The sequence below is a fragment of the Pseudomonas sp. TH08 genome, from assembly GCF_016651275.1.
In the GTDB taxonomy this organism is placed as follows: domain Bacteria; phylum Pseudomonadota; class Gammaproteobacteria; order Pseudomonadales; family Pseudomonadaceae; genus Aquipseudomonas.
Genome location: NZ_JAEKEE010000005.1, coordinates 390,009 through 415,662 on the forward strand (window position 1 = coordinate 390,009; position 25,654 = coordinate 415,662).

At 59.2% G+C, this 25,654-nt stretch carries 27 protein-coding genes; 18 read left to right on the forward strand and 9 right to left on the reverse strand.

What is annotated here, in order from left to right; genetic code table 11:
* Window positions 1-32: 32 nt before the first annotated feature.
* The 5 genes from JFT91_RS25220 to JFT91_RS25240 form a co-directional block, all read right to left on the reverse strand.
* Window positions 33-1,055, reverse strand: a complete 1,023-nt coding sequence (locus tag JFT91_RS25220; RefSeq protein WP_201234206.1) for an SIS domain-containing protein — start codon at window positions 1,053-1,055, stop codon at window positions 33-35.
* The gene (gene nagA, locus JFT91_RS25225) at window positions 1,036-2,142 is read right to left on the reverse strand and encodes an N-acetylglucosamine-6-phosphate deacetylase (protein WP_201234207.1); all 1,107 of its coding nucleotides are present in this window, start codon (window positions 2,140-2,142) and stop codon (window positions 1,036-1,038) included. The genes JFT91_RS25220 and nagA overlap by 20 nt, the downstream gene beginning before the upstream one ends.
* 48 nt (window positions 2,143-2,190) lie before the next feature.
* Entirely contained in the window at window positions 2,191-2,931 is a 741-nt protein-coding gene (locus JFT91_RS25230) for a GntR family transcriptional regulator (RefSeq protein WP_518524895.1), read from the reverse strand.
* Between the two features lie 437 nt (window positions 2,932-3,368).
* Window positions 3,369-3,884, reverse strand: coding sequence for a L,D-transpeptidase family protein (locus JFT91_RS25235; protein ID WP_160056083.1), 516 nt, complete (start codon window positions 3,882-3,884; stop codon window positions 3,369-3,371).
* Between the two features lie 95 nt (window positions 3,885-3,979).
* The gene (locus JFT91_RS25240) at window positions 3,980-4,531 is read right to left on the reverse strand and encodes an NUDIX hydrolase (RefSeq protein ID WP_201148423.1); all 552 of its coding nucleotides are present in this window, start codon (window positions 4,529-4,531) and stop codon (window positions 3,980-3,982) included.
* Window positions 4,532-4,678: 147 nt separating this feature from the next.
* Here JFT91_RS25240 and JFT91_RS25245 point away from each other — a divergent pair, with 147 nt between their 5' ends.
* The 5 genes from JFT91_RS25245 to purT all read left to right on the forward strand — a co-directional run bounded on the left by JFT91_RS25245 (window position 4,679) and on the right by purT (window position 8,046).
* A complete protein-coding gene (locus JFT91_RS25245) occupies window positions 4,679-5,278 on the forward strand; it encodes a CoA pyrophosphatase (RefSeq protein ID WP_201148424.1) in 600 nt (199 codons plus the stop codon).
* A gap of 62 nt (window positions 5,279-5,340) precedes the next feature.
* The gene (locus JFT91_RS25250; RefSeq protein WP_003221962.1) at window positions 5,341-5,865 is read left to right on the forward strand and encodes a gamma carbonic anhydrase family protein; all 525 of its coding nucleotides are present in this window, start codon (window positions 5,341-5,343) and stop codon (window positions 5,863-5,865) included.
* On the forward strand, window positions 5,862-6,071 hold the full coding sequence (locus JFT91_RS25255) for a DUF1289 domain-containing protein (protein ID WP_201234208.1): 210 nt from the start codon (window positions 5,862-5,864) through the stop codon (window positions 6,069-6,071). Before JFT91_RS25250 ends, JFT91_RS25255 begins: the two co-directional genes overlap by 4 nt.
* A 225-nt stretch (window positions 6,072-6,296) precedes the next feature.
* Window positions 6,297-6,764, forward strand: a complete 468-nt coding sequence (locus JFT91_RS25260) for a VUT family protein (RefSeq protein ID WP_201234209.1) — start codon at window positions 6,297-6,299, stop codon at window positions 6,762-6,764.
* A 100-nt stretch (window positions 6,765-6,864) separates the two neighbouring features.
* A complete protein-coding gene (purT, locus tag JFT91_RS25265) occupies window positions 6,865-8,046 on the forward strand; it encodes a formate-dependent phosphoribosylglycinamide formyltransferase (RefSeq protein ID WP_201227839.1) in 1,182 nt (393 codons plus the stop codon).
* Window positions 8,047-8,143: 97 nt separating this feature from the next.
* Here purT and JFT91_RS25270 read toward each other — a convergent pair whose 3' ends face one another.
* The 3 genes from JFT91_RS25270 to JFT91_RS25280 form a co-directional block, all read right to left on the reverse strand.
* Window positions 8,144-9,460 (reverse strand): MFS transporter, encoded by a 1,317-nt coding sequence (locus JFT91_RS25270; protein WP_201227838.1) that lies wholly within the window; start codon window positions 9,458-9,460, stop codon window positions 8,144-8,146.
* Between the two features lie 302 nt (window positions 9,461-9,762).
* Window positions 9,763-11,004, reverse strand: coding sequence for a transporter associated domain-containing protein (locus tag JFT91_RS25275; RefSeq protein ID WP_201234210.1), 1,242 nt, complete (start codon window positions 11,002-11,004; stop codon window positions 9,763-9,765).
* A gap of 12 nt (window positions 11,005-11,016) precedes the next feature.
* A complete protein-coding gene (locus tag JFT91_RS25280; RefSeq protein WP_201227836.1) occupies window positions 11,017-11,829 on the reverse strand; it encodes a cytochrome C assembly family protein in 813 nt (270 codons plus the stop codon).
* Window positions 11,830-12,039: 210 nt separating this feature from the next.
* On the opposite strand from JFT91_RS25280, the gene ffh reads away from it, so the two are divergent.
* The 6 genes from ffh (at window position 12,040) to JFT91_RS25310 (ending at window position 16,172) form a co-directional block, all read left to right on the forward strand.
* A complete protein-coding gene (gene ffh / locus JFT91_RS25285) occupies window positions 12,040-13,416 on the forward strand; it encodes a signal recognition particle protein (RefSeq protein WP_201148431.1) in 1,377 nt (458 codons plus the stop codon).
* Between the two features lie 249 nt (window positions 13,417-13,665).
* Window positions 13,666-13,917 (forward strand): 30S ribosomal protein S16, encoded by a 252-nt coding sequence (gene rpsP, locus JFT91_RS25290; RefSeq protein WP_003185073.1) that lies wholly within the window; start codon window positions 13,666-13,668, stop codon window positions 13,915-13,917.
* 5 nt (window positions 13,918-13,922) lie between these two features.
* The gene (rimM, locus tag JFT91_RS25295; RefSeq protein WP_201234211.1) at window positions 13,923-14,459 is read left to right on the forward strand and encodes a ribosome maturation factor RimM; all 537 of its coding nucleotides are present in this window, start codon (window positions 13,923-13,925) and stop codon (window positions 14,457-14,459) included.
* Between the two features lie 2 nt (window positions 14,460-14,461).
* Window positions 14,462-15,214, forward strand: coding sequence for a tRNA (guanosine(37)-N1)-methyltransferase TrmD (trmD, locus tag JFT91_RS25300; protein ID WP_201234212.1), 753 nt, complete (start codon window positions 14,462-14,464; stop codon window positions 15,212-15,214).
* A gap of 45 nt (window positions 15,215-15,259) precedes the next feature.
* On the forward strand, window positions 15,260-15,610 hold the full coding sequence (gene rplS, locus JFT91_RS25305; RefSeq protein WP_003175895.1) for a 50S ribosomal protein L19: 351 nt from the start codon (window positions 15,260-15,262) through the stop codon (window positions 15,608-15,610).
* A gap of 148 nt (window positions 15,611-15,758) precedes the next feature.
* Window positions 15,759-16,172, forward strand: a complete 414-nt coding sequence (locus tag JFT91_RS25310; protein ID WP_122598059.1) for an acyl-CoA thioesterase — start codon at window positions 15,759-15,761, stop codon at window positions 16,170-16,172.
* Between the two features lie 90 nt (window positions 16,173-16,262).
* Here the strand turns inward: JFT91_RS25310 and JFT91_RS25315 are convergent, their stop codons facing one another.
* Window positions 16,263-18,074: a cation:proton antiporter gene (locus JFT91_RS25315; protein WP_201234213.1), complete on the reverse strand. Its 1,812-nt coding sequence runs from the start codon at window positions 18,072-18,074 to the stop codon at window positions 16,263-16,265.
* A 108-nt stretch (window positions 18,075-18,182) separates the two neighbouring features.
* Here JFT91_RS25315 and xerD point away from each other — a divergent pair, with 108 nt between their 5' ends.
* The 7 genes from xerD (at window position 18,183) to JFT91_RS25350 (ending at window position 25,491) form a co-directional block, all read left to right on the forward strand.
* Window positions 18,183-19,079 carry a site-specific tyrosine recombinase XerD gene (xerD, locus tag JFT91_RS25320; protein ID WP_201234214.1) on the forward strand — a complete coding sequence of 299 codons (897 nt, stop codon included), beginning with the start codon at window positions 18,183-18,185 and terminating at the stop codon, window positions 19,077-19,079.
* A gap of 259 nt (window positions 19,080-19,338) precedes the next feature.
* On the forward strand, window positions 19,339-20,070 hold the full coding sequence (gene dsbC, locus JFT91_RS25325) for a bifunctional protein-disulfide isomerase/oxidoreductase DsbC (protein WP_201146512.1): 732 nt from the start codon (window positions 19,339-19,341) through the stop codon (window positions 20,068-20,070).
* A 131-nt stretch (window positions 20,071-20,201) separates the two neighbouring features.
* A complete protein-coding gene (locus JFT91_RS25330; RefSeq protein WP_064586124.1) occupies window positions 20,202-21,506 on the forward strand; it encodes a homoserine dehydrogenase in 1,305 nt (434 codons plus the stop codon).
* Between the two features lie 109 nt (window positions 21,507-21,615).
* Entirely contained in the window at window positions 21,616-23,025 is a 1,410-nt protein-coding gene (thrC, locus tag JFT91_RS25335) for a threonine synthase (protein WP_201227831.1), read from the forward strand.
* 120 nt (window positions 23,026-23,145) lie between these two features.
* Entirely contained in the window at window positions 23,146-24,519 is a 1,374-nt protein-coding gene (locus tag JFT91_RS25340; protein ID WP_201234215.1) for a transporter substrate-binding domain-containing protein, read from the forward strand.
* A gap of 117 nt (window positions 24,520-24,636) precedes the next feature.
* Window positions 24,637-25,044, forward strand: coding sequence for a response regulator (locus JFT91_RS25345; protein WP_201234216.1), 408 nt, complete (start codon window positions 24,637-24,639; stop codon window positions 25,042-25,044).
* A gap of 165 nt (window positions 25,045-25,209) precedes the next feature.
* On the forward strand, window positions 25,210-25,491 hold the full coding sequence (locus JFT91_RS25350) for a DUF3509 domain-containing protein (RefSeq protein WP_201227828.1): 282 nt from the start codon (window positions 25,210-25,212) through the stop codon (window positions 25,489-25,491).
* Window positions 25,492-25,654 lie beyond the last annotated feature (163 nt).

A 25,654-nucleotide genomic window follows, 5' to 3' on the forward strand; every position in this document is an offset into this window, starting at 1 on the left:
CTCGGTCTCATCAGGTGTGCAGTCATTCGGGCTTAGTGCGTTCGGGTCACTTTGCTCAGGTGGCGTGGCTGGTCCGGGTCCATGCCACGGGCCACGGCTAGACCTGCGGCCATCACGTAGAAACTCTGAATCGCCAGAATCGGGTCGAGCGCCGGGTGTTCCGCACGGCTCAGGGTCAGGTCGCGTTCGCTGACATCGTCCGGTGCAGCCAGCAATACGCGGGCGCCGCGCTGACGCATTTCCGCTGCCAGGCTCAACAGGCCCGCCTGCTCGGCACCACGTGGTGCGAAGACCAGCAGGGGGTAGTGCTCGTCGATCAGCGCCATCGGACCGTGACGGACCTCGGCGCTGCTGAACGCTTCGGCCTGAATCGCCGAGGTTTCCTTGAATTTCAGCGCCGCTTCCTGAGCGATGGCAAAACCGGCGCCACGGCCGATCACCATCAAACGTTGGCAATCGCGCAGCGCTTCGATGGCCGCGCTCCAGTCCTGTTTGGCCGCTTCACGCAGGCCTTCCGGAAGGGCGTTGTGCGCCTCCAGCAATTCGCTGTCTTCTTTCCAGTGCGCGATCAAACGGGCGCTGGCGCTGAGGGTGGCGATAAAACTCTTGGTCGCGGCGACGCTGCTTTCAGTACCGGCGAGCAGCGGCACGCTGAATTCACACGCCGCTTCCAGCGGCGAATCGGCGGCGTTGACCATCGACACGCTCAACGCGCCGCGTTTGCGCAACAGACGCAGGCTGTTGACCAGATCGGGGCTCTGACCTGATTGCGAGAACGCAAACGCCACCTGACCGCTGACCTTCAACGGCGCCTGCTGCATGGTCACCACCGACATCGGCAACGACGCCACCGGCACACCCAATTGCTGCATGGTCAGGTAGGCGAAGTAGCTCGCCGCATGGTCGGAGCTGCCGCGCGCGACGGTCATCGCCACTTGCGGCGGCTGACGGCGCAGGCGCCCGGCGATCTCGATCAGTTGCGGGTCAAGCTGTTGCAGTTGGGCTTGCACGGCCTCGAACGAGGACAGCGCCTCTTCAAGCATTTTTGAAGTCAATGTCTTCTCCTTCGACCATGACGGCGGTCAGTGTGAGTGAGCGATCCAGCCGCACGCAGTCGGCCCAGGCGCCTGGTGCAAGGCGCCCGCGTTCGGTGATGCCGAGGTAATCGGCGGGGAATTGCGAAAGACGTTGCGAGGCTTCGGCGATCGGCAGACCGATCTTCACCAGGTTGCGCAGCGCCTGATCCATGGTCAGGGTGCTGCCGGCCAGCGTGCCGTCCGGCAGGCGCACGCCGCCCAAACATTTGGTCACGGTGTGGCTGCCGAGCTTGTATTCACCGTCGGGCATGCCGGCGGCGGCGGTCGAATCGGTGACGCAATACAGGCACGGGATCGAGCGCAGGGCCACGCGGATCGCGCCGGGGTGCACGTGCAGCAAGTCCGGGATCAGCTCGGCGAACTTGGCGTGGGCCAGTGCTGCGCCAACGATGCCCGGCTCACGGTGATGCAGCGGGCTCATGGCGTTGTACAAGTGAGTGAAACTGGTGGCGCCGGCGTCGAGTGCGGCGACGCCTTCCTCGTAACTGCCGAGGGTGTGACCGATCTGCATGCGCACGCCACGGCTGCTCAGTTCACGAATCAATGCGTCATGGCCGGCGATTTCCGGGGCGATGGTGATCACCCGGATCGGCGCCAGTGCCAGATATTCTTCGACTTCGGCCATTAACGCGGTGTGGGCGAAATTCGGTTGTGCGCCGAGTTTGCCGGGATTGATGTACGGGCCTTCGAGGTGCACGCCAAGCACTCGGGCGGCGCCTTTCGGGCGCTGCTCACAGAACTCGCCGACATCCTTGAGCACGCTGGAAATCTCGGCACTCGGCGCGGTCATGGTGGTGGCCAGCAGCGAGGTGGTGCCGAAGCGCACGTGGGTTTTGGTGATGGTTTCGAAAGCGCTGGCGCCTTCCATGATGTCTTTGCCGCCACCGCCATGAACGTGCAGATCAATGAAGCCCGGCAGCAGATAAGGCAAGTCATTGTCGGCTGGATCGCAAGGCACGCCTTCGATCGACACGACTTTGCCGTGTTCGTGAATCAGCCGGCCGCGAACCCAGCCGTGGGCGGTGAGGATGTTGTCTTCAGACATTTCGGTTCTCGCTGTTTGACGGCTTCGCCGGATTAACGACGCAGCTCTTTATCTACGCAGCTCTGCAACAAAGTCGTAGTAGTCGTTGCGGCAATAGGTGTCGGTGACTTCGATCGGCGTGTTGTCTTCCAGGTAGCCGACCCGAGTCATCAGCAGCATCGCGGTACCGGGTGCGATGCCGACCAGCGCGGCGAATTCGTCCGAGGCGTTGATCGCCTGAATGTGCTGCAAGGCGCGAACGATCGGTTTGCCGATGCCGTCGAGGTATTCGTAGAGCGAGTCGCCGACCAATTGCGGCTTCGGCATGATCGAAGCGGGCAGGGTGCTCATCTCGATGGCCATCACGGTGTCGTCGGCTTTGCGCAGGCGTTTCATGCGCGCGACCTTGTCGTTCGGCGACAGGCTCAGGCGTATCAGTTCTTCGTGGGTCGGCAGGGTGATTTCCCGCTCCAGCCACTGCGAGCTGGGCACGAAACCCTTGAGGCGGAGCATTTCGCTGAAGCCCGACAGGCGCGACAACGGTTGTTCCAAACGTGGAGTGATGAAGGTGCCGGAACCTTGCAGGCGACGGATCAGACCTTGGTCGAGCAGAACTTCCAGCGCCTTGCGCGCGGTCACGCGGGAGATGCCCAACTGTTCGCTGAGATTGCGCTCCGAAGGCATCGCCTGCTCGGATTTCCACTGCCCGGCATGAATCGCCGCTTCCAGGTTGCGCGCCAGTTGCAGGTACAGCGGCGTCGGCTGGGAGTCGTTGGGGCGTAGGGTCTGGAGATCGTGCATGGCGGTCATTTCCGGCGCGAGTATAGGATTGTTGTGGCTCGCTTGTGGGGCGGAAATTAATACCACTTGAATACCATGTCAACGCAGGTAATTGGCCTTTAGCCTAATGAAATAGCGGCTTCTAGTGGGTGTGGTTTGAAGTGGTATTAAAGGTGGGCTATAAAAGCAAAAGATCGCAGCCTGCGGCAGCTCCTACGGTCGAGAGTGGTATCACCCGTGTAGGAGCTGCCGCAGGCTGCGATCTTTTGATTTATTTTTTAATGCCGACCGGTGGTAAGGGCTGAATCAGCACTCTGTGGCGAGGGGATTTAGCGAAACGTCGCACCGCCCCGATCGGCTGCGCAGCAGTCGCAAACCCTGCCAACTCAGTCTGGCAGTAGGAAAGCGGGGGCGGCTTCGCCACCCATCGGGGCGGTGCGACGTTTCGCTAAATCCCCCGCCACAGGTTAAGGGCGGATTTCGACCATCGTGCCGTCCGGCACCAGGCTCCACACTTCGCGCATATCAACGTTGCGCATGGCGACGCAGCCGTCGGTCCAGTCGAGGGTGTGGAACAGGTCTTCCGGGGTTTCTTCCGAATCCGGGGTGCCGTGGATCATGATCATCCCGCCTGGTTCGACGCCTTCACGTCGGGCGCGTGCAGAATCGCTGATGTTCGGGTAGGAAATATGCATCGACAGGTTGAATTTGTCGCTGGTCTTGCGCCAGTCGATCCAATAGAAACCTTCCGGTGTGCGCTTGTCGCCTTCAATCAGTTTCGGACCTTTTTTCGCGCCTTTGCCCAGCGAGATGCGATAGGTCTTCAGCGGCTTGCCGTCGGCGATCAACTGCAGTTGATGAGCCGATTTGAGTACCAGGACTTTTTCGATGAGCGGGGTATTCGCAGGCGTCACGGTGGTCACGAATGACGCTTGGGAGACGGTAACGAACGACAGGCAGAACAGGGCAAGCAACCAGCGCATTGAAACGATTCCCCAAGAAGTGACGCAAACAGGTTTTATGTAGGAGCTGCCGCAGGCTGCGATCTTTTGATCTTCTAGCCGGTGCCATCACCGAATCAAATAATGACAGGCTGCACCAACGGCGGAATCGATTCCGAACGAACCGGATACTCCTCAACACGCCGATCAGCGAAGAAGCATTCTAAGGTACGCCCCACCGTGCGGAAAGCCAGCTCGTCCCAAGGAATGTCGGCTTCGTCGAATAGTTGCACTTCGAGGCTCTCGGGGCCGGCAGAAAAGTCCAGATCGACCAGCTCGGCGCGAAAGAACACATGCACCTGACTGATGTGCGGCACGTCGATCAATGTGTAGATGCTCAGGTTGCGCACCCGCGCGCAAGCTTCCTCGGCGGTTTCGCGGATGGCGGCCTGTTCGATGGTCTCGCCGTTTTCCATGAAACCTGCGGGCAACGTCCAGTAGCCGAGGCGCGGTTCAATGGCGCGGCGGCACAGCAACACCTTCGTGCCCCAGGTTGCGACACAACCGGCGACGATGTTGGGATTCTGATAGTGAATGGTCTGACAGCTATCACAGACAAATCGCAGCCGCGAATCGCCTTCGGGAATGCGCTGGGTGACCGGGTTACCGCACTGGCTGCAAAATTTCATGCTGGGGTTCCTGAATGCTACGCCTATCTTGGCGTGCAGCGGTGTCGGTCGGCAAGTTGTCGTTTCGCGACACGGCAGGTTTCGGGGGCTTGGGCGCTCGCATTGATTGGTGCATGATGCGGGGTAAGGCACAGATCGAGAACACTCATGCTGGACGAGCTACTGCATCGGGTAAGCAACCACACACCGCGCACGCTGGAGACCGACAAACGTTTCCCCGAGGCCGCCGTTCTGGTGCCGATCACCCGCAGTGACGAGCCGGAGCTGGTATTGACCCTGCGTGCCAGCGGGCTCTCGACCCACGGCGGCGAAGTTGCCTTCCCCGGTGGGCGTCGCGATCCGGAAGACCCGGATTTGATCTTCACCGCTTTGCGTGAGGCCGAAGAGGAAATTGGCCTGCCGCCCGGACTGGTTGAAATCATCGGCCCGCTAAGTCCGCTGATCTCCCTGCATGGCATCAAAGTTACGCCTTATGTCGGCGTGATCCCCGATTTTGTCGAGTACCAGCCCAACGATGCTGAAATCGCCGCGGTATTTAGCGTACCGCTGGAGTTCTTTCGCAAAGACCCGCGCGAACATACCCATCGCATCGATTACCAGGGTCGCAGCTGGTACGTACCCAGTTACCGTTACGGTGAATACAAGATCTGGGGGCTGACGGCGATCATGATCGTCGAGTTGATCAACCTGCTCTATGACGCGAAAATCAGCCTGCACCAGCCGCCGAAAAGCTTTATCAATACCTGAAGCATCAACGGCTGAAGCCATCGTTCGAATGGCCAATCACCGTGAGCCCTGAGGAAAACAAGATGAAATACCGCTTGGGCGACGCCCGTGTCGACACCCATCCACAGAGCTGGGTCGCCCCCAATGCCGTGCTGGTGGGCAAGGTGAAACTGGAAGAGGGCGCCAACGTCTGGTTCAACGCCGTGTTACGCGGTGACAACGAACTGATCCTGATCGGCAAGAACAGCAATGTGCAGGACGGCACAGTGATGCATACCGACATGGGCTATCCGCTGACCATCGGCACCGGCGTGACCATTGGCCACAACGCCATGCTGCATGGCTGCACGGTTGGCGATTACAGCCTGATCGGCATTAATGCGGTGATTTTGAACGGCGCGAAAATTGGCAAGAACTGCATCATCGGCGCCAATTCGCTGATCGGCGAAGGCAAGGAAATCCCTGATGGTTCGCTAGTGATGGGCTCGCCGGGCAAAGTTGTGCGTGAACTGACCGAGCCGCAGAAGAAAATGCTCGAAGCCAGCGCCGCGCACTATGTGCATAACTCCCAGCGTTATGCGCGTGATCTGGTTGAGCAGGAAGAATGACTACACCCGAAAGACCGGTCGCCTCGCCGTGCGTGAATATCTGCGCGCTGGATGAGGAAGATATCTGCACGGGCTGCCAGCGTACGGTCGAAGAGATCACGCGCTGGAGCCGCATGAACAATGACGAGCGCCGGGTGGTGCTGGGGTTGTGTCATGAACGGGCGAAGGCGAGTGGGTTGGTGTGGATGATCCCTGCCAAGCGCTGATGGTTTGGCTGGAGAGTCTTTGTGGCGAGGGAGCTTGCTCCCGCTGGGCTGCGCAGCAGACCTCGCTTTTCAGGATCAAAAGAGGGGCCGCTTCGCGCTCCAGCGGGAGCAAGCTCCCTCGCCCAGGTAAGTCGTCAGGTTTGATAGATGTATACAATTTGTTCGCCGACTTGGCCGAACTCTTCTCCTCAAGTAATCTGTTCGCCAATCTGCCAGGTCACCCCCATGATTTTCCTCATCGCCTACATCAGCAGTGTCGTGCTGATCAACTTCGCCTTCTCCACCGCGCCGCACCTGGACATCATCTGGTCGGCTTGGGGCGGCTTGGTCTTCATACTGCGCGATATGGTGCAAACCCGTTTCGGTCATGGCGCGCTGGTGGCGATGCTGGCGGCGTTGGTGCTGTCCTATGTCACCTCCGATCCCTCCATCGCTTTGGCCAGCGCCACGGCGTTCGCGGTGTCCGAAATCATCGATTGGCTGGTGTTCAGCGTTACCAAACGGCCGTTGCGTGACCGCTTGTGGATCAGTTCGGCGCTGAGCATTCCCCTCGATACCTTCATCTTTTTCGGCATGATCGATCTGATGACGCCGCCAGTCATCATCACCGCGCTGGCCTCGAGATTCGCCGGCGTTACTGCTGTCTGGCTGATCATGGCCTGGCGCGAGCGCAAACAGGCTGTCGCCAGCTGAAGCCAAACCCTCGCGTTCATGTAAAATGCCGCGCTTTCTCCCCATGGAAAGCGCGTCTGGCGTCGCTTTCCTCGATGATCCGCTTCTTTGAGGACCTGAGATGACCCGTATCGGAACTCCATTGTCGCCGACCGCGACCCGCGTATTGCTGTGTGGCTGTGGTGAGTTGGGCAAGGAAGTGGTGATCGAATTGCAACGCCTGGGCGTTGAAGTGATCGCCGTTGACCGCTACGCCAACGCGCCGGCCATGCAGGTTGCCCATCGCAGCCACGTGATCAATATGCTCGACGGCGCTGCCCTGCGTGCAGTCATCGAAGCCGAGAAGCCGCACTTCATCGTGCCGGAAATCGAAGCCATCGCTACCGCCACGCTGGTCGAACTGGAGGCCGAAGGCTTCACCGTGATCCCGACCGCTCGCGCTGCGCAATTGACCATGAACCGTGAGGGTATCCGTCGTCTGGCCGCCGAAGAGCTGGATCTGCCGACTTCGCCGTACCACTTTGCCGACACCTTCGAGGACTACAGCAAAGCGGTTGAGGACCTGGGTTTCCCTTGCGTCGTCAAACCGGTGATGAGCTCGTCGGGCAAAGGCCAGAGCCTGCTGCGCAGCACCGATGACGTGCAAAAAGCCTGGGATTACGCGCAAGAGGGCGGTCGCGCCGGCAAAGGTCGGGTAATCATCGAAGGCTTCATCGATTTTGACTACGAAATCACTCTGCTGACCGTGCGTCACGTTGGTGGCACCACATTCTGCGCGCCGGTCGGTCACCGTCAGGAGAAGGGCGACTACCAGGAATCCTGGCAGCCGCAAGCCATGAGCCCGATTGCTCTGGCGGAATCCGAGCGTGTTGCCAAAGCGGTGACTGAGGCGCTGGGTGGCCGTGGCCTGTTCGGTGTTGAGCTGTTCATCAAAGGTGATCAGGTATGGTTCAGCGAAGTCTCGCCGCGTCCGCATGACACCGGTCTGGTGACGCTGATTTCGCAGGATCTGTCGCAGTTCGCTCTGCACGCCCGCGCCATTCTTGGCCTGCCAGTGCCGCTGATCCGTCAGTTCGGCCCATCGGCTTCGGCGGTGATTCTGGTGGAAGGGCAGTCGACTCAGACGGCATTCGCCAATCTGGGTGCGGCGTTGAGCGAGCCGGACACGGCGTTGCGCCTGTTTGGCAAGCCGGAAGTGAACGGTCAGCGCCGCATGGGCGTGGCGTTGGCGCGGGATGAGTCGATCGAGGCTGCTCGTGCCAAAGCGACCCGTGCTGCTCAGGCTGTTGTCGTAGAACTCTAAATCGGGTCGCGGCATTCGCGAGCAAGCTTTGCTCCTACATAAGGTCGCGTTGCGACGCTGATCTGTAGGAGCAAGGCTTGCCCGCGATGGCGGTCTATCAGGCCACCTGATTCAGATCGTTATCCCGCGTTTCCTTCAAACACAGCACCGCAATCAGACTCAGCACTGCCGCCCCCGACACATACCCGCCGACGTAACTCAAGCCGCCCATCGCCACCAGTTTTTGCGCGAAGAACGGCGCCGCCGAGGCCCCGACAATTCCGCCCAGGTTATACGCCGCCGATGCGCCGGTATAACGCACGTGGGTCGGAAACAGCTCCGGCAACAGCGCCCCCATCGGCGCGAATGTCACGCCCATCAAAAACAGCTCGATGCACAGGAATAGCGCGACGCCCCAGGTTGAACCCTGCGTCAGCAACGGCTCCATGAGAAACCCCGACAGAATCGCCAGCACGCCACCGATGATCAGCACCGGTTTGCGCCCGTAACGGTCACTTGCCCAAGCGGACAACGGCGTGGCGGCAGCCATGAACAGCACGGCAAAACACAGCAGTCCAAGGAAGGTTTCGCGGCTGTAGCCAAGCGTGGACACGCCGTAGCTCAGGGAAAACACCGTCGAGATATAGAACAGCGCATAGCAAACCACCATCGCCGCCGCACCCAGCAGGGTTGGCGCCCAGTATTGGCTGAACAGCTCGACCAGCGGCATTTTTACCCGTTCCTGACGGGCGATGGCATTGGCGAACACCGGGGTTTCGTGCAGTTTCAATCGCACGTACAGACCGACCATCACCAGCACGGCGCTGAGCAGAAACGGAATACGCCAGCCCCAGCTGCGGAATTGCTCATCATCGAGCGTCATGGCCAAGGTCAGAAACAAGCCGTTGGCCGCGAGAAAACCAATCGAAGGGCCGAGCTGCGGGAACATGCCGAACCACGCCCGTTTGCCCTTCGGTGCGTTTTCCGTGGCCAGCAGCGCGGCGCCACCCCATTCACCGCCTAATCCCAAACCCTGACCAAAGCGCAGCACGCACAACAGGATCGGTGCCCAGGCGCCGATGCTGGCGTAACCCGGCAGCACGCCGATCAATGTTGTACAAACACCCATCAGCAGTAACGAGGCGACCAATGTGGACTTGCGCCCGATACGGTCACCGAAATGGCCGAACAACGCCGAGCCCAGAGGTCGCGCGAGGAAGGCAATGCCGAAAGTGAGAAACGCCGAGAGCATCTGTGCGGTGCCGGAGGTCTGCGGAAAGAACACCGGCCCGATCACCAGTGCAGCAGCGGTGGCGTAGACGTAGAAGTCGTAGAACTCGATGGCCGTGCCGATAAAACTCGCCGTGGCCACGCGCGTGGCCGAATTGGTCGGTTGGGCAGGCGCGGTGTCGCTGTAAGCGGTACTGGTCGTCATGCGGTGATCCCTGACAGTCATGAGCTCCGTTGGAGCGAATTATTATGGTCGAACACCCAGGGATGTGGGATGAGGCGCGAGCGCTGTTTCGAGTAGGAACAGTCGTCGGAGTACAGCGGAAATGGCCAAAACCGGTCTAGTGCGGGGTAAGCACGCGGTTCGGCGAAGCTTGGGTAAGCTGATCCGATTATAGGAAGGGGGCTAACGATTGAACAAGAGCAAAAAGATCGCAGCCTGCGGCAGCTCCTACATGGGGACGCATTCCAAATGTAGGAGCTGCCGCAGGCTGCGATCTTTTGATTTTATCTGACAGGCACCAGAGCTGGCACTGAAGAGGTATGCCAGATCAACACCTTGCTCACCCGATTATCCTCAGTCTCGAGAATCTCCAGCCGATACCGCCCAATCTTCAGGCAAACCGCACTGTCCGGGATGGTCTCAAGCGCTTCGGTCACCAGACCATTCAGCGTCTTCGGCCCATCGCTGGGCAAGTGCCAGCCCAGGCACTTGTTCAATTCACGGATCGACGCCGCCCCGTCAATCACCATTCGGCCATCAGCCTGTGGATGAATATGCGGGTTATCGAGGCTGTGCTCGCTTTCAAACTCGCCAACGATTTCTTCGAGAATGTCTTCCAGTGTGACGATGCCGAGCACTTCGCCGTACTCGTCCACCACCATGCCCAGTCGCCGCTGTTGCTTGTGGAAGTTCAACAGTTGCAGTTGCAACGGCGTACTTTCCGGAACGAAATAAGGCTCGTAGCTGGCCGCCAACAGCGCTTCGATAGTCAGATCACCATTGTTCAGCAGATGACGGATCTGCCGGGTATTGAGCACCGCCTCGACCTGATTGATGTCACTGTGAAATACCGGCAGGCGCGTGCGTTTGTTGTGGCGCAGTTGTTCGATGATCTCTTCGATCGAATCGTCGAGATTGATACCGTCGACATCGCTGCGCGGCACCAGGATGTCATTGACGGTGATGTTGTCCAGCGCGTGGATCCCCGAAACCGGATGCGCGTGCACCGGGTGCTCCGGGTCGTCGTAACGGTCGGCAGGCAAGTCATCTTCGCTCTGCTGCACCACTTGTGCCTTGCGTGTAAACGGGCTCATCAGCAAGCCACTGATGCGACTGAACAGCCAGGCAATCGGGTAAATGAGCTTCAGCGGCACGGCCAGGAAAGAGTTGCCGAAAGCCAGTACGGCGTCCGGATAACGCTTAGCGACGGTGCGCGGGAAGTAATCGGCGAACACCAGCAAAATAGCGCCGGCGCCAAGGCATGCTGCCCAAGGGCCGTTTTCTTCGCAGAGGAAAATTGCCAGCAACGTCGCAATCACGACCGCAAGCGCACGGCACAAGGTGTTGCAGAGGATCAGACTGTCGAGCGGGAAGCTCAGCTTCGCCAGCGGTTTATCGCTAGCGCGCGAGGCGGTGCGTTGTGCGAGTAGATGTTGCTGCGCGTTTTCGATGGCGGTAAACAGCCCCGACCACAAAATCAGCAGGACAAATACCGCAAGCATCGGCCCTATGGGCAAACCGTCCATTTATGCCGCCCGTCAGATGTGCAGGATGTATTCACGAACCAGTTTGCTGCCGAAATACGCCAACATCAGCAGACAGAAACCGGCGAGGGTCCAGCGAATCGCCTTGTGGCCGCGCCAGCCGAGACGATTGCGTCCCCACAGCAGCACGCTGAAGACAATCCAGGCCAGGCACGCGAGCAGGGTCTTGTGCACCAGATGCTGGGCAAACAGATTCTCGACGAACAGCCAGCCGGAGATCAGCGACAGCGACAACAGCGTCCAGCCGGCCCAGAGGAAACCGAACAGCAGGCTTTCCATGGTTTGCAGCGGCGGGAAGTTCTTGATTAGCCCGGACGGGTGCTTGTGCTTGAGTTGGTGGTCTTGCACCAGCAGCAGGAGCGCCTGGAACACCGCGATGGTGAACATGCCGTAAGCGAGGATCGACAACAGAATGTGCGCGAGGATGCCCGGCTCTTCATCGATGATCTGCACCGTACCGGCCGGCGCGAACTGCGCCAGCAGCACGGTAATCGCGCCGAGCGGGAACAGCAGCACCAGCAGGTTCTCCACCGGGATCCGCGAGCAGGCAATCAGGGTCAGGGCGATCACCGCCGCCGCAATCAGACTGGAGGCGCTGAAGAAATCCAGGCCCAGACCGATCGGTGTCAGCAAATGCGTGAGCAGGCTGGCACTGTGGGCCAGCACGGCAAGGATGCCGAGCGTAACCAGCAGGCGCTTGTTCGCCTTGGCGCCGGTGGCCAGACGGGTGCTCTGATAAAAGGTCGCAGCGGCGTATAGAAGGGCGGCGGCGAGGGTGGTCAGCAAACTGGGTGACAAGGGGAGCATAAATCCTGTTAGGCAAGCCCGAAAGGGGCTGAGTTTGGCATAGAACCGCCATGACACGAAAGACTCAGGAAGCTGACAGCGAGGTGTCCGCCAGACGCAGTCTTCGCTATAATCCGCGACCTGCCCACGCCGCAGGCTCGCCGAGCACATGTTGATTCCGGTCTGGGCCGCCATTATCCCGGTCTACACAGGGCCTGAAAGGATCGCGCAATGTTTGAAAACTTAACCGACCGTCTCTCGCAGACGCTGCGCCATGTCACCGGCAAGGCGAAGCTGACCGAGGACAATATCAAAGACACCCTGCGTGAAGTGCGCATGGCGTTGCTCGAAGCCGACGTCGCCCTGCCGGTGGTCAAGGACTTCGTCAATTCGGTCAAGGAACGCGCTGTCGGCACCGAGGTGTCGCGCAGCCTGACGCCGGGCCAGGCGTTCGTGAAGATCGTCCAGGCCGAACTCGAAAGCCTGATGGGCGCGGCCAACGAAGATTTGAACCTGAGCGCTGTGCCGCCTGCCGTCATTCTGATGGCGGGTCTGCAGGGTGCCGGTAAAACCACCACCGCCGGTAAACTTGCGCGCTTCCTTAAAGAGCGCAAGAAGAAGTCGGTCATGGTCGTGTCGGCGGACGTTTATCGTCCTGCTGCGATCAAGCAACTGGAAACCCTGGCCAGCGACATCGGCGTGACGTTCTTCCCGTCCGACCTGAGCCAGAAGCCGGTCGACATCGCCACCGCGGCTATTAAAGAAGCCAAGCTGAAATTCATCGACGTGGTCATCGTCGATACCGCCGGTCGTCTGCACATCGACGAAGAGATGATGGGCGAGATCAAGGCGCTGCACGCCGCGATCAACCCGGTCGAGACTCTGTTTGTGGTCGACGCCATGACCGGTCAGGACGCCGCCAACACGGCCAAGGCTTTCGGTGACGCGCTGCCGTTGACCGGTGTGATCCTCACCAAGGTCGACGGCGACGCCCGTGGCGGTGCCGCACTGTCGGTGCGCGCAATCACCGGCAAGCCGATCAAGTTCATCGGTATGGGCGAGAAGAGCGAAGCGCTCGACCCGTTCCACCCTGAGCGTATTGCTTCGCGGATCCTCGGCATGGGCGACGTGCTCAGCCTGATCGAACAGGCTGAAGCGACCCTCGACAAGGACAAGGCCGACAAACTGGCCAAAAAGCTGAAGAAGGGCAAGGGCTTCGACCTCGAAGACTTCCGCGATCAGCTGCAACAAATGAAGAACATGGGCGGCCTCGGCGGCCTCATGGACAAACTGCCGAGCATCGGCGGCGTCAACCTGTCGCAAATGGGCAATGCCCAGAATGCTGCAGAGAAGCAATTCAAGCAGATGGAAGCCATCATCAATTCCATGACCCCGGCCGAGCGCCGCGACCCTGAGCTGATCAGCGGTTCGCGCAAACGCCGGATCGCCATGGGTTCCGGCACTCAGGTGCAGGACATCGGTCGCTTGATCAAGCAGCACAAGCAGATGCAGAAGATGATGAAGAAGTTCACCGCCAAAGGCGGAATGGCGAAAATGATGCGCGGCATGGGCGGTATGTTGCCCGGCGGCGGTATGCCAAAAATGTAAAAAACTGGCCGGTCGTCGCACCGGCGCAGGCCCCGCAAGGACGCGGGATCAACAGCAAACCCGCACTCGGCGGGAGCTGACTGGCCGTTTTCATCGACGGCTCTATATGCAAATCTGCACGGCATGCCATAGGCGCCGGAAAAAGTCATTTGCAAAAGTCCGGATATTCCTTAGAATATGCGGCCTTTCGGGCACCCATGCCCGCTGTGCATTTAGATTTGCAGCACCGACTACAGGAACGATGTTCACATGCTAACAATCCGTCTTGCCCTTGGCGGCTCCAAAAAGCGCCCGTTTTACCACCTGACCGTAACCGACTCGCGTAACCCGCGTGACGGCTCCCACAAAGAACAGGTTGGTTTCTTCAACCCTGTTGCCCGTGGTCAGGAAATCCGTCTGTCCGTGAACCAAGAGCGCGTAGCCTACTGGCTGAGCGTTGGTGCACAGCCTTCTGAGCGTGTTGCTCAGTTGCTGAAGGAATCTGCAAAGGCTGCGGCCTGAGCAATATGAACGCGACGCCTGCTGTTGCCGATGATTTGATCGTTATTGGCAAAATTTATTCTGTTCATGGCGTTCGCGGCGAAGTGAAGGTTTATTCCTTTACTGATCCGACTGAAAACCTGTTGCAGTACAAAACCTGGACGCTCAAGCGTGAAGGCAATGTCAAACAGGTCGAGCTGGTCAGTGGACGCGGGAGCGATAAGTTCCTGGTCGCAAAGCTCAAGGGTCTTGATGATCGTGAAGAAGCTCGTCTTCTGGCCGGTTATGAGATCTGCGTGCCGCGCAACCTGTTCCCTGAATTGACCGACGGCGAGTACTACTGGTACCAGCTGGAAGGTCTGAAGGTTATCGATCAACTGGGGCAAATGCTCGGGAAAGTCGACCATCTTCTGGAAACCGGCGCCAATGATGTAATGGTAGTCAAGCCTTGCGCTGGCAGCCTGGATGATCGCGAACGCTTGTTGCCCTATACGGAGCAATGTGTGTTGGCAGTCGATCTGGCCGCGGGCGAGATGAAGGTGGATTGGGACGCGGACTTCTAAGCGTGGCTAACTTGCGCGTAGAAGTGATCAGTTTGTTTCCCGAGATGTTTTCCGCCATCGGCGACTACGGCATCACCAGTCGAGCGGTCAAACAGGGGCTCTTGCAGCTGACCTGTTGGAACCCGCGGGATTACACGACGGATCGGCATCACACTGTGGACGATCGCCCGTTTGGCGGTGGTCCGGGCATGGTGATGAAGATCAAACCCCTGGAAGATGCTCTGGTTCAGGCCAAGGCAGCAGCCGGGGAGGCGGCGAAGGTTATTTACCTGTCCCCCCAAGGCCGTCAACTGAATCAGTCGGCGGTACGCGAGTTGGCACAATCGGATGCATTGATCCTGATTGCCGGCCGCTATGAAGGCATTGACGAGCGCTTTATTGAGGCTCATGTCGATGAAGAGTGGTCGATTGGCGACTATGTACTGTCTGGCGGCGAGTTGCCGGCCATGGTCCTGATCGATGCGGTTACACGACTGCTGCCTGGAGCTTTAGGGCATGCGGATTCCGCTGAGGAAGATTCCTTTACGGATGGTCTGCTGGATTGCCCGCACTACACCCGACCTGAGGTGTATGCGGATCAGCGTGTTCCCGACGTGTTGCTAAGTGGCAATCACGCGCATATCCGGCGTTGGCGTTTACAGCAGTCCCTTGGTAGGACCTATGAACGACGCGCCGATCTTCTGGAAAGCCGCTCGCTTTCTGGAGAAGAGAAGAAGCTGCTCGAGGAATACATCCGCGAGCGGGACGATAGTTAACAACGTATCGATGGTAGATCAGTTGATTTACCTTAGGAGCACAGCATGACCAACAAAATCATCCTTGCACTCGAAGCAGAGCAGATGACCAAAGAAATACCTACCTTCGCCCCAGGCGACACTATTGTCGTTCAGGTGAAAGTGAAGGAAGGCGATCGTTCCCGTCTGCAAGCGTTCGAAGGCGTTGTAATCGCCAAGCGTAACCGCGGCGTGAACAGTGCGTTCACCGTTCGTAAAATCTCCAACGGTGTTGGCGTAGAACGTACTTTCCAGACCTACTCCCCGCAGATCGACAGCATGGCTGTTAAACGTCGCGGTGACGTACGTAAAGCCAAGCTGTACTACCTGCGCGACCTGTCGGGTAAAGCAGCTCGCATCAAGGAAAAACTGGCTTAAGTCCAGGTTCCGATGCAGAAAAAAGCAGCCTACGGGCTGCTTTTTTGTTGCCTGAATTTAACTGCCCTTATCCTGTAGGAGCTGCCGAAGGCTGCGATCTTTTGATCTTGTTTTCGATTTGCTGTCTGCTCTTTACGAGTCATCTCCCATGTCTACCCGCGACCAGGAAATCGAACGCCGTACCGAACTCTCGGTAACGCGCGTCACCAAAGCCGTCTTCCCGCCGACCACCAACCACCACAACACCCTGTTCGGCGGCACTGCGCTGGCATGGATGGATGAAGTCTCCTTCATCACCGCCACACGCTTCTGCCGTTTGCCGCTGGTGACCGTGTCCACCGATCGCATCGACTTCAACCACGCGATTCCGGCCGGCTCGATCGTCGAGCTGGTAGGCAAAGTGATCAAGGTCGGCAACACCAGCCTCAAGGTCGAGGTGGAAGTGTTTGTTGAAAGCATGAGTTGCGATGGCCGCGAGAAGGCTATCCACGGTCAGTTCAGCTTTGTCGCGATTGACGACGATAAGCGTCCAGTGCCGGTGCTCCCGGGTTTTGCTGCCTGATCTGAATCCGGGCAGCGCCCTTCGCGAGCAGGCTCGCTCCTGCAGTTGGAATGCGTTCCCTTGTAGGAGTGAGCCTGCTCGCGATTCTGTTTAAGAAGCGCTGCTGGCCTCAGGCAGAATCAACGCCAGCAACGTCCACCCCGATCCGGGCTTCAACGTAGTTTCCGGCGTCACCACATGCACCCAGCCACTGTCATCGCGCATGAACAGCAGGGTCGCCCGATTGCCATGCAGCGCGCAGTAGTCTTCCCAACCAAAGCCATCCGTCAGCGTCGTGCTGTATAGCTCGGCCCCTTGGCCCATCTGACTGGCCAGTTTCGCGTAAGTGAACGCCTCGCTGCCCAACTGATTGCCGCGATGCTCAAGACTTGCGCGGTGTTTGTCGCTACGACGGCTTTCCTGACCGCTCGCCAGCCCGAACAGGCGTTGATGACCGAAGTCATGGCGAAAGCGCATCGCCGCCAGTGTATTGAGCTCACCCGACGGCGACAGCGCCAGCAAATGCCCCAGCCCGACCAGATCCAGATGCGCGTCGGCATGTTGCGAAGCCGGGTTGCCGAAATAGGTCGGTAGCCCTTCCATACGCGCCGCACGAATGTTTTCCCAGCTTGAATCGGTCAGCAGCACGCGGCTGCCCAATTGCTGCAGCGACTTGCCGAGCAAGCGTGAAGGTGCGTTGGCTCCGACGATCAGGAAACCGCTTGGCGCAGGTTCGGCAACTTTGAGCAATCGTGCCAGCGGCCGCGCGGTAGCACTTTGCAGCACCACGGTACCGATGATCACCGCAAAGGTCAGCGGCACCAGCAACAGCGCACCTTCATGGCCGGCCTCATCCAGGCGAATGGCAAAAATGGCCGACACCGCGGCCGCAACAATCCCCCGAGGTGCGATCCAGCACAGCAAGGCACGCTCACGCCAACTCAGGCTGGAACCCGCCGTGCTCAGCACCACGTTCAGCGGCCGGGCGATCAATTGAATCACCAACAACAGAATCAACACCAGTGGACCCAGGCCGATCAGCGCGTTCAGATCCAACCGCGCCGCCAACAGAATGAACAGCCCGGAAATCAGCAAGACGCTGAGGTTTTCCTTGAAGTGCAGGATGTGCCGCACATCCACGCCTTTCATGTTGGCCAGCCACATGCCCATCAGCGTCACCGCCAACAATCCGGACTCGTGCATGACCTCATTGGACGCGATGAAAATACCCAGCACCGCCGCCAGCGAGGCGAGGTTATGCAGGTACTCCGGCAGCCACTGACGGCGAATCACCGTGCCGAGCAGCCAGCCGCCGACAATGCCGAACGCGGCGCCACACACGATCACGCCGCCGAAGGTCAGCAGGCTTTGCTTGAGGCCATGGCCTTCAGCGCTGGCAATGATGAAGCTGTAAACCACGACAGCGAGGAGGGCGCCGATCGGGTCGATGACGATGCCTTCCCAGCGCAGAATATTGGCGATCGAGGCCTTCGGTCGCACCACGCGCAGCATGGGCACGATCACTGTCGGCCCGGTGACCAGCGTCAAGCTGCCGAAAAGGATGGCCAACATCCAGTCGAAGCCGAGTAAATAATGCGTGGCGACTGCGATGACGATCCAGGTCGAGATCGCGCCAATGGTCACCAATCGATGAACAACGCTGCCAATCTCCTTCCACTCCGACAGGTGCAGGGTCAGGCTGCCCTCGAACAGAATCAGCGCCACGGCCAGCGATACCAACGGCATCAGCAGTGGCCCGAACATTTCCTGCGGATCGAGCCAGCCCAGTACCGGGCCTGCGAGAATCCCGGTCAGCAACAGAAACAGGATGGCTGGCAGCTTCAAGCGCCAGGCCAACCATTGGCAGCCCAGCGCCGCCACGCCAATGGCGCCAAATGCCAAAAGAATTTGCTGCTCGTTCATTGATGCTCCCTGTTCCTTGAAATAGCGGGCTATGAAAGACTAGCGGCCATTTCTAACGTTCACTTCAAATTTGCGCGCCGTGCTTGTGCCTGCGTGTCTTGAGTCCCCATGCCAGCTATCGACCACCCGCTGATTGACCAATTTCTCGACGCTCTATGGCTGGAGAAAGGCCTGTCCGACAACACTCGCGACGCCTATCGCAGCGATCTGGCCTTGTTCAATGGCTGGTTGCGGGAGAGGGACCTTGAGCTGGTCAACGCCGGTCGCGAGCTGATCCTCGATCACCTGTCATGGCGCCTTGAGCAGAACTACAAACCGCGCTCGACGGCGAGGTTTCTCTCCGGTGTGCGTGGCTTTTATCGTTATCTGCTGCGGGAAAAGATCATCAGCGTCGACCCGACCTTGCGCGTCGACATGCCGCAACTGGGTAGGCCGTTGCCCAAATCTCTGTCGGAAGCCGACGTTGAAGCGCTGTTGAAGGCGCCGGATCTGAGCGACGCCATCGGCCAGCGTGACCGCGCCATGCTCGAAGTGCTTTACGCCTGCGGGCTGCGGGTGACCGAGCTGATCAGCCTGACACTGGAGCAGGTCAACCTGCGTCAGGGTGTATTAAGGGTGATGGGCAAGGGCAGTAAAGAGCGCTTGGTGCCGATGGGCGAGGAGGCGATCGTCTGGATCGAGCGTTACATGCGCGATGGCCGTGGTGAACTGCTTGGCGGCCGTCCCAGCGATGTGCTGTTCCCCAGCCAGCGTGGCGAGCAGATGACCCGCCAAACCTTCTGGCACCGCATCAAGCATCAGGCCAAGGTCGCCGGAATCGGCAAGTCGCTGTCGCCGCATACCTTGCGCCATGCGTTTGCCACGCACCTGCTCAACCATGGCGCCGACCTGCGCGTGGTGCAGATGCTGCTCGGCCACAGCGACCTCTCCACCACCCAGATCTACACCCGCGTCGCCCGCGCCCGCCTGCAAGACCTGCACGCCAAACACAACCCAAGAGGCTGAATACACACAACTCTCCCTGTAGGAGCTGCCGAAGGCTGCGATCTTTTGATCTTGCTTTTGATTCAATGAAAAACAAAGTCAACAGATTGCAGCCTTCGGCAGTTCCTACATGGGGTGGGTGTAATGAGCGACGACAGGCGCATTCGGCCACCGTGACCTTATGTGTTAGGCTTTGCCGGTTTGCACGATGGACGGTTGTGACCCGGTGTTTCGACACGGGCGTTCTGACCGTTTCATTTGTCCGCCTTCAGGAGTTCTCATGCGTCTGACCCAGATTTTCGCCGCCGCAGCCATTGCGTTGGTCAGCACCTTTGCCGTCGCCGATGACGCGGCCGACAAAGCCATTCGTAAAAGCCTGGAAAACCTCCAGCTCGAAGTCCCGGTAGAGACCATCACCGCCAGTCCGCTGCCAGGCATGTACGAAGTCAAACTTAAAGGCAGCCGCGTGCTCTACGCCAGCGCCGATGGCCAGTACATCGTTCAGGGCTACCTGTTCCAGCTCAAGGACGGCAAACCGGTCAACCTGACCGAGAAGACCGAACGCCTGGGCGTCTCCAAACTGGTCAACGCCATTCCGGTCGCCGAAACCGTGGTCTACCCGGCTATCGGCGAGACCAAATCGCACATCACCGTGTTCACCGACACCACATGCCCGTACTGCCACAAGCTGCACGCCGAAGTGCCTGAGCTGAACAAGCGCGGCATCGAAGTGCGTTATGTAGCGTTCCCGCGCCAGGGCCTCGGCTCGCCGGGTGACGAACAACTGCAAGCCGTGTGGTGCTCGAAAGACAAGAAAGCCGCCATGGACAAAATGGTCGATGGCAAGGAAATCAAGGCCGCCAAGTGCGAGAACCCGGTTTCCAAACAGTTCGCCCTCGGTCAGTCGATCGGCGTGAACGGCACACCGGCCATCGTTTTGGCCGACGGACAAGTCATTCCGGGCTACCAGCCTGCGCCACAAGTCGCCAAACTGGCGCTGGGCGCGAAGTAATTCGCATCGTCACGGTCAGCCTTTGACGATCATGGCTCGGCAGCAGCATTGCCGGGCCATTAATAGAGAACCGCGAGCACGCGGTTGTTTTCCGGCCGACCCTGCGTCGGCCGTTTTATGGGGAGTTCACAGTGAATCCGGTCAAAGTAGGCATCTGTGGGTTAGGGACCGTCGGTGGCGGTACCTTCAACGTACTTCAGCGCAACGCCGAGGAAATTGCTCGTCGTGCCGGGCGTGGGATCGAAGTGGCACAAATTGCCATGCGCACGCCAAAGCCTCAGTTCCAGACGACCGGTATTGCGATTACCAACGATGTCTTCGAAGTGGCCACAAACCCTGAGATCGACATCGTCATAGAGCTGATGGGCGGCTACACCGTTGCCCGCGAGCTGGTACTCAAGGCCATCGAGAATGGCAAGCATGTGGTCACCGCGAACAAGGCTCTGATTGCCGTTCACGGTAATGAAATTTTCGCCAAGGCACGCGAGAAAGGCGTGATCGTGGCGTTTGAAGCGGCTGTGGCCGGTGGCATTCCGGTGATCAAGGCGATCCGTGAAGGTCTGTCTGCCAACCGCATCAACTGGGTGGCCGGGATCATCAACGGCACCGGCAACTTCATCCTCACCGAAATGCGCGAGAAGGGCCGTACGTTTGAAGACGTGCTGGCCGAAGCGCAAGCGCTGGGTTACGCCGAAGCCGATCCGACCTTCGACGTTGAAGGCATCGATGCCGCGCACAAACTGACGATTCTGGCGTCCATTGCGTTCGGTATTCCGCTGCAATTCGACAAGGCTTACACCGAAGGCATCACCAAGCTGACCACCGCTGACGTCAACTACGCCGAAGCGCTGGGCTATCGCATCAAGCACCTTGGTGTGGCCCGCAGCACCGCTGCCGGTATCGAGTTGCGCGTACACCCGACGCTGATCCCGGCCGATCGTCTGATCGCCAACGTCAACGGCGTGATGAACGCGGTGATGGTCAACGGTGACGCCGCCGGTTCGACGCTGTTCTACGGCGCCGGCGCTGGCATGGAGCCTACCGCCTCGTCGGTGATCGCCGATCTGGTCGACGTGGTTCGCGCCATGACTTCCGATCCGGAGAACCGTGTGCCGCACCTGGCCTTCCAGCCAGACTCGCTGTCGGCCCATCCGATCCTGCCGATCGAAGCCTGCGAAAGCGCTTACTACCTGCGCATTCAGGCTAAGGACCATCCGGGCGTACTGGCTCAGGTGGCGAGCATCCTCTCGGAGCGCGGCATCAACATCGAGTCGATCATGCAGAAGGAAGTCGAGGAACACGACGGTCTGGTGCCGATGATCCTGCTGACCCACCGTGTGGTCGAGCAGCGCATCAACGATGCAATCACCGCTCTGGAAGCCCTGGCCGGCGTTAACGGTCCGGTTGTGCGGATCCGCGTCGAGCACCTGAACTAAACAGAAGCAGCTGCAAGCTTCGAGCGGTAAGCGGCAAGAGAAAAGCAGTCTGGCTTTTACTTGCAGCTTGTAGCTCGTAGCTTGAAGCTCAAACCGAAGGTTTGAAATCATGCGTTATATCAGTACCCGCGGCCAGGCACCGGCCCTGAATTTCGAAGACGTCCTGCTGGCTGGTCTGGCGACCGACGGCGGTCTGTACGTCCCGGAAAACCTGCCACGTTTCACCCAGGAAGAAATCGCTTCGTGGGCCGGCCTGCCGTATCACGAGCTGGCCTTCCGCGTCATGCGCCCGTTTGTGACCGGCAGCATCCCTGACGCCGATTTCAAAAAGATTCTTGAAGAAACCTACGGCGTGTTCGCCCACAGTGCCGTCGCGCCGCTGCGTCAGTTGAACGGCAATGAATGGGTGCTGGAGCTGTTCCACGGCCCAACCCTGGCGTTCAAGGACTTCGCCCTGCAACTGCTCGGTCGTTTGCTCGACTACGTGCTGGAAAAACGCGGCGAGCGCGTTGTCATCGTCGGCGCCACCTCCGGTGATACCGGTTCGGCCGCCATCGAAGGCTGCAAGCACTGCGAAAACGTCGACATCTTCATTCTGCACCCGCACAACCGTGTGTCCGAAGTGCAGCGTCGCCAGATGACCACGATTTTCGGCGAGAACATCCACAACATCGCCATCGAAGGCAACTTCGATGACTGCCAGGAAATGGTCAAGGCGAGCTTCGCCGACCAAAGCTTCCTCAAAGGCACGCGTCTGGTGGCGGTGAACTCGATCAACTGGGCGCGGATCATGGCCCAGATCGTCTACTACTTCCACGCAGCGCTGCAGTTGGGCGGCCCGGCGCGTTCGGTATCGTTCTCGGTGCCGACCGGCAACTTCGGCGACATCTTCGCCGGTTACCTGGCGCGCAACATGGGCCTGCCGATCAACCAGTTGATCGTCGCCACCAACCGCAACGACATCCTGCACCGCTTCATGAGCGGCAACCAGTACGTCAAGGAAACCCTGCACGCCACGCTGTCGCCGTCGATGGACATCATGGTGTCGTCGAACTTCGAACGTCTGCTGTTCGACCTGCACGGTCGCAACGGTGCGGCGATTGCCGGCCTGATGGACTCGTTCAAGAAGGACGGCAGCTTCAGCGTCGAGCAGGAGCGCTGGACCGAAGCGCGCAAACTGTTCGACTCGCTGGCCGTAGACGATGCGCAAACCTGCGAAACCATCGCCGAAGTCTACGAGCAGACCGGCGAAGTGTTGGACCCGCACACCGCCATCGGCGTTAAAGCTGCACGCGAATGCCGTCGCAGCCTGGACATCCCGATGGTGATCCTTGGTACGGCCCACCCGGTCAAGTTCCCGGACGCGGTGGAAAAAGCCGGTGTAGGAAAAGCTCTCGAACTACCTGCACATCTTTCTGATTTGTTTGAGCGAAATGAGCGTTGCACCGTTCTGCCAAACGAGCTGAAAGCCGTGCAAGCCTTTGTCAGCCAGCATGGCAACCGCGGCAAGCCGCTTTAAGCCAGCAAAAGCTGTCACATTTTGAAGCCCGTCTCCTGACGGGCTTTTTTGTTTCTGCTGCCACACTGCTCGGGTTTTCACCCACGAAGGACGGGTGAGTCGATCACGAAGGAAGTGGCAATGTGGTTTTTTCGAGATGTTAAGCCGGCGCTTGGCTGGCTGTTTGTATTGGCAATGCTGACGGGAATGGGCAGCAGTGTGGCGGCGCAACTGGCGCTGCGTGACGATGCCCGGACACACAATGTTCAGCCTGTCGAACTCGATGAGCATGAGCGTCAATGGATTCGTGATAATCCGCGGGTCATCGTCGCGTCCGTGCAGTATCCGCTGTACCTGTTCCAGGATGAGCATGCGCACTGGAGCGGCTTGAACAACGATGTGCTCCAGCGCATCAGTGTGATGACCGGTTTGCAGTTCGTGCATCAGGAATCGTTTTCCACCGATCACATGCTTGCACGACTGGAGAACGGTGAAGCCGACATGAGCACGACGTTAGCCATGAGTGATGAGCGCAAAGTCTATCTGGACTTCAGCCATGCCTTTGGCGGAGCCGGCTGGGTGTTTGTCGGGCGGGTCGGCGAGCCGCAGGTGCAGTCGCTGGAGCAGTTGGCCAAGCGCGTGTTGGTATTGCCAAGTCGTCACGCACTGGAAGGCATCATCCGGCGCGACTACCCATCGATCGAGATTCGCTCAGTCAAAACCTACGGCGAAGCCCGAGCGTTGGTCGAAAGCGGTGAGGCTTACGCCACCATCGAAAACGAGATCGGCGCGCAGTTGTTCCCCTCAGGATTGCTCAGGGTCGGAGAGCTGCTGGAGGGCAAGTGGGAGGCCGATCACCTGGCTGTGCGCAAAGGTCAGCCGAAGTTGTTGAGCATCCTCAACAAGGCACTCGAGGCATTTCCGGCGCATGAACTGCGTGCGATCCGGCTGAAATGGCTGGACGGTGTTGCGCCGATCCCGACGCCTACGGTGTGGCAGCGGATTGCCGGTTGGGGGTGTTGGGCGATGGCAGTCATGGCCATTTTTGGTTTGTTGTCATTGATCTGGAATCGTCGCTTGAGTGCCCTGATCAAAGAACGCTGTAAAGCCGAAAAAGAACTCGGCGACCAGTTGGCCTTTCAGCATGCATTGATTGAGTCGATGCCCGACCCGATCTTCGTCCGCGACCTGCAAGGGCGGTTGATCATGTGCAACCGTAGCTATGAGGAGGCGCTCTCGATCCGCTTCCACGAAGTACAGGGACGATCACTGATCGAAGCCGACACGCTGCCTGGGGCGACCGCGCGGATGCTGCATGACGAGTTCATGCAGCAAGTACGCACGCGCAAGATGCGCTTCTGCAGGCGTCAATTGCAGTTCAAAAACGGGGCGCGCGAGATCTACCAATGGACGGTGCCGTTTTACAGCGCCGATGGCCAATTGCGCGGTCTGCTCGGCGGCTGGACGGACACTGGCCAGCGGCCGCTGGAAAGTGGCAGCCGATGTCCGCAGTGAAGTTGGGAAAAGTCCTATACGACGTGAGTCCTTTTCCGATGGGAGGCTGAGGACGGCTGCCCTAGAGTGAACGGTACCTGCGGTGAGAGTCCGCGCTTGTCGCTTCAGAGGCCGCCCATGCGTTCACTCAAAGTCCTGATACTTGAACACAACCCGTTCCAGCTGATGGCGCTGCACCAGATGTTCAACGCCGTCGGCATCTATGACGTGCTGACGGCGCCGTCACTGGCGTCGGCGGTGTGTTCACTGGGGCATCGCGGCGCGGTCGATATTGCCATTTGCGATCCGCAACTCAAGGGCGGTGACGGCCTCGCCCTGATCCGGCATCTGGCGCTGCAGCGTGAAGCGCGAGCGCTGATTCTGCTGGGGGCGGTGGCGTCGAGTCTGCTGAACGATCTCGAACCGCTGCTCTGCGAGCATGGGCTGCGATTGCTGGGGTGCCTGCAAACGCCGGTATCGGCCGTGTTGATGCGAGGCTTGCTGGACAACTACCTGAACGCGCTGCAGCAGCCGGACGGAGCCTGAAGCACGGTTATTTTTACTGTCATCTTCGCCGTGCATGCTCCGACAGACCGGTAACGCTCCAGGGAGGGAGCAATCGGCAGGCAGAACTTTCTTCTCGGGCCGGTGGTCATTTACTGTGAACACGCCCCAGGCACTATGTTTTCGGACTATTGAGTGGAGATCGAGATGGAAAGTATCAGTCTATTGCTCGGTGAGGCTCTGAGCCCGTATCAAGTGACGTTGACCCCTCGCGGCAGCCATGGCGAATGCCTGGTCAGCCTGAAGAACAGCAACGGCGCCATTGTGGTCGAACGCGAATTCAACCAGGCGCAGTTGAGCGACAAGCGCTTATTGACCGACGTCGTCGACGGTCTGCATCGCGACGTGCTGATCGCCGAAGGGCGGCTGGAACCCTGTGTGATCGCGGCATTGCGCAACGCAGCTCTGGACAAACGTCCTGCGCTGTAAAGATGAAATATTTTTTGTGGGAACCTTCCTGCATCCCTGTCAGTCAGACTTCATAACAGCAGGATCAAGCATTGTGCTCCGGTGCTTGTCGCTTGCTGCTACGGGTCTTTATGTAGACCACGTTTAACCCCGAGTCGTCTCCCCACTTCTCGGGGTTTCTTTT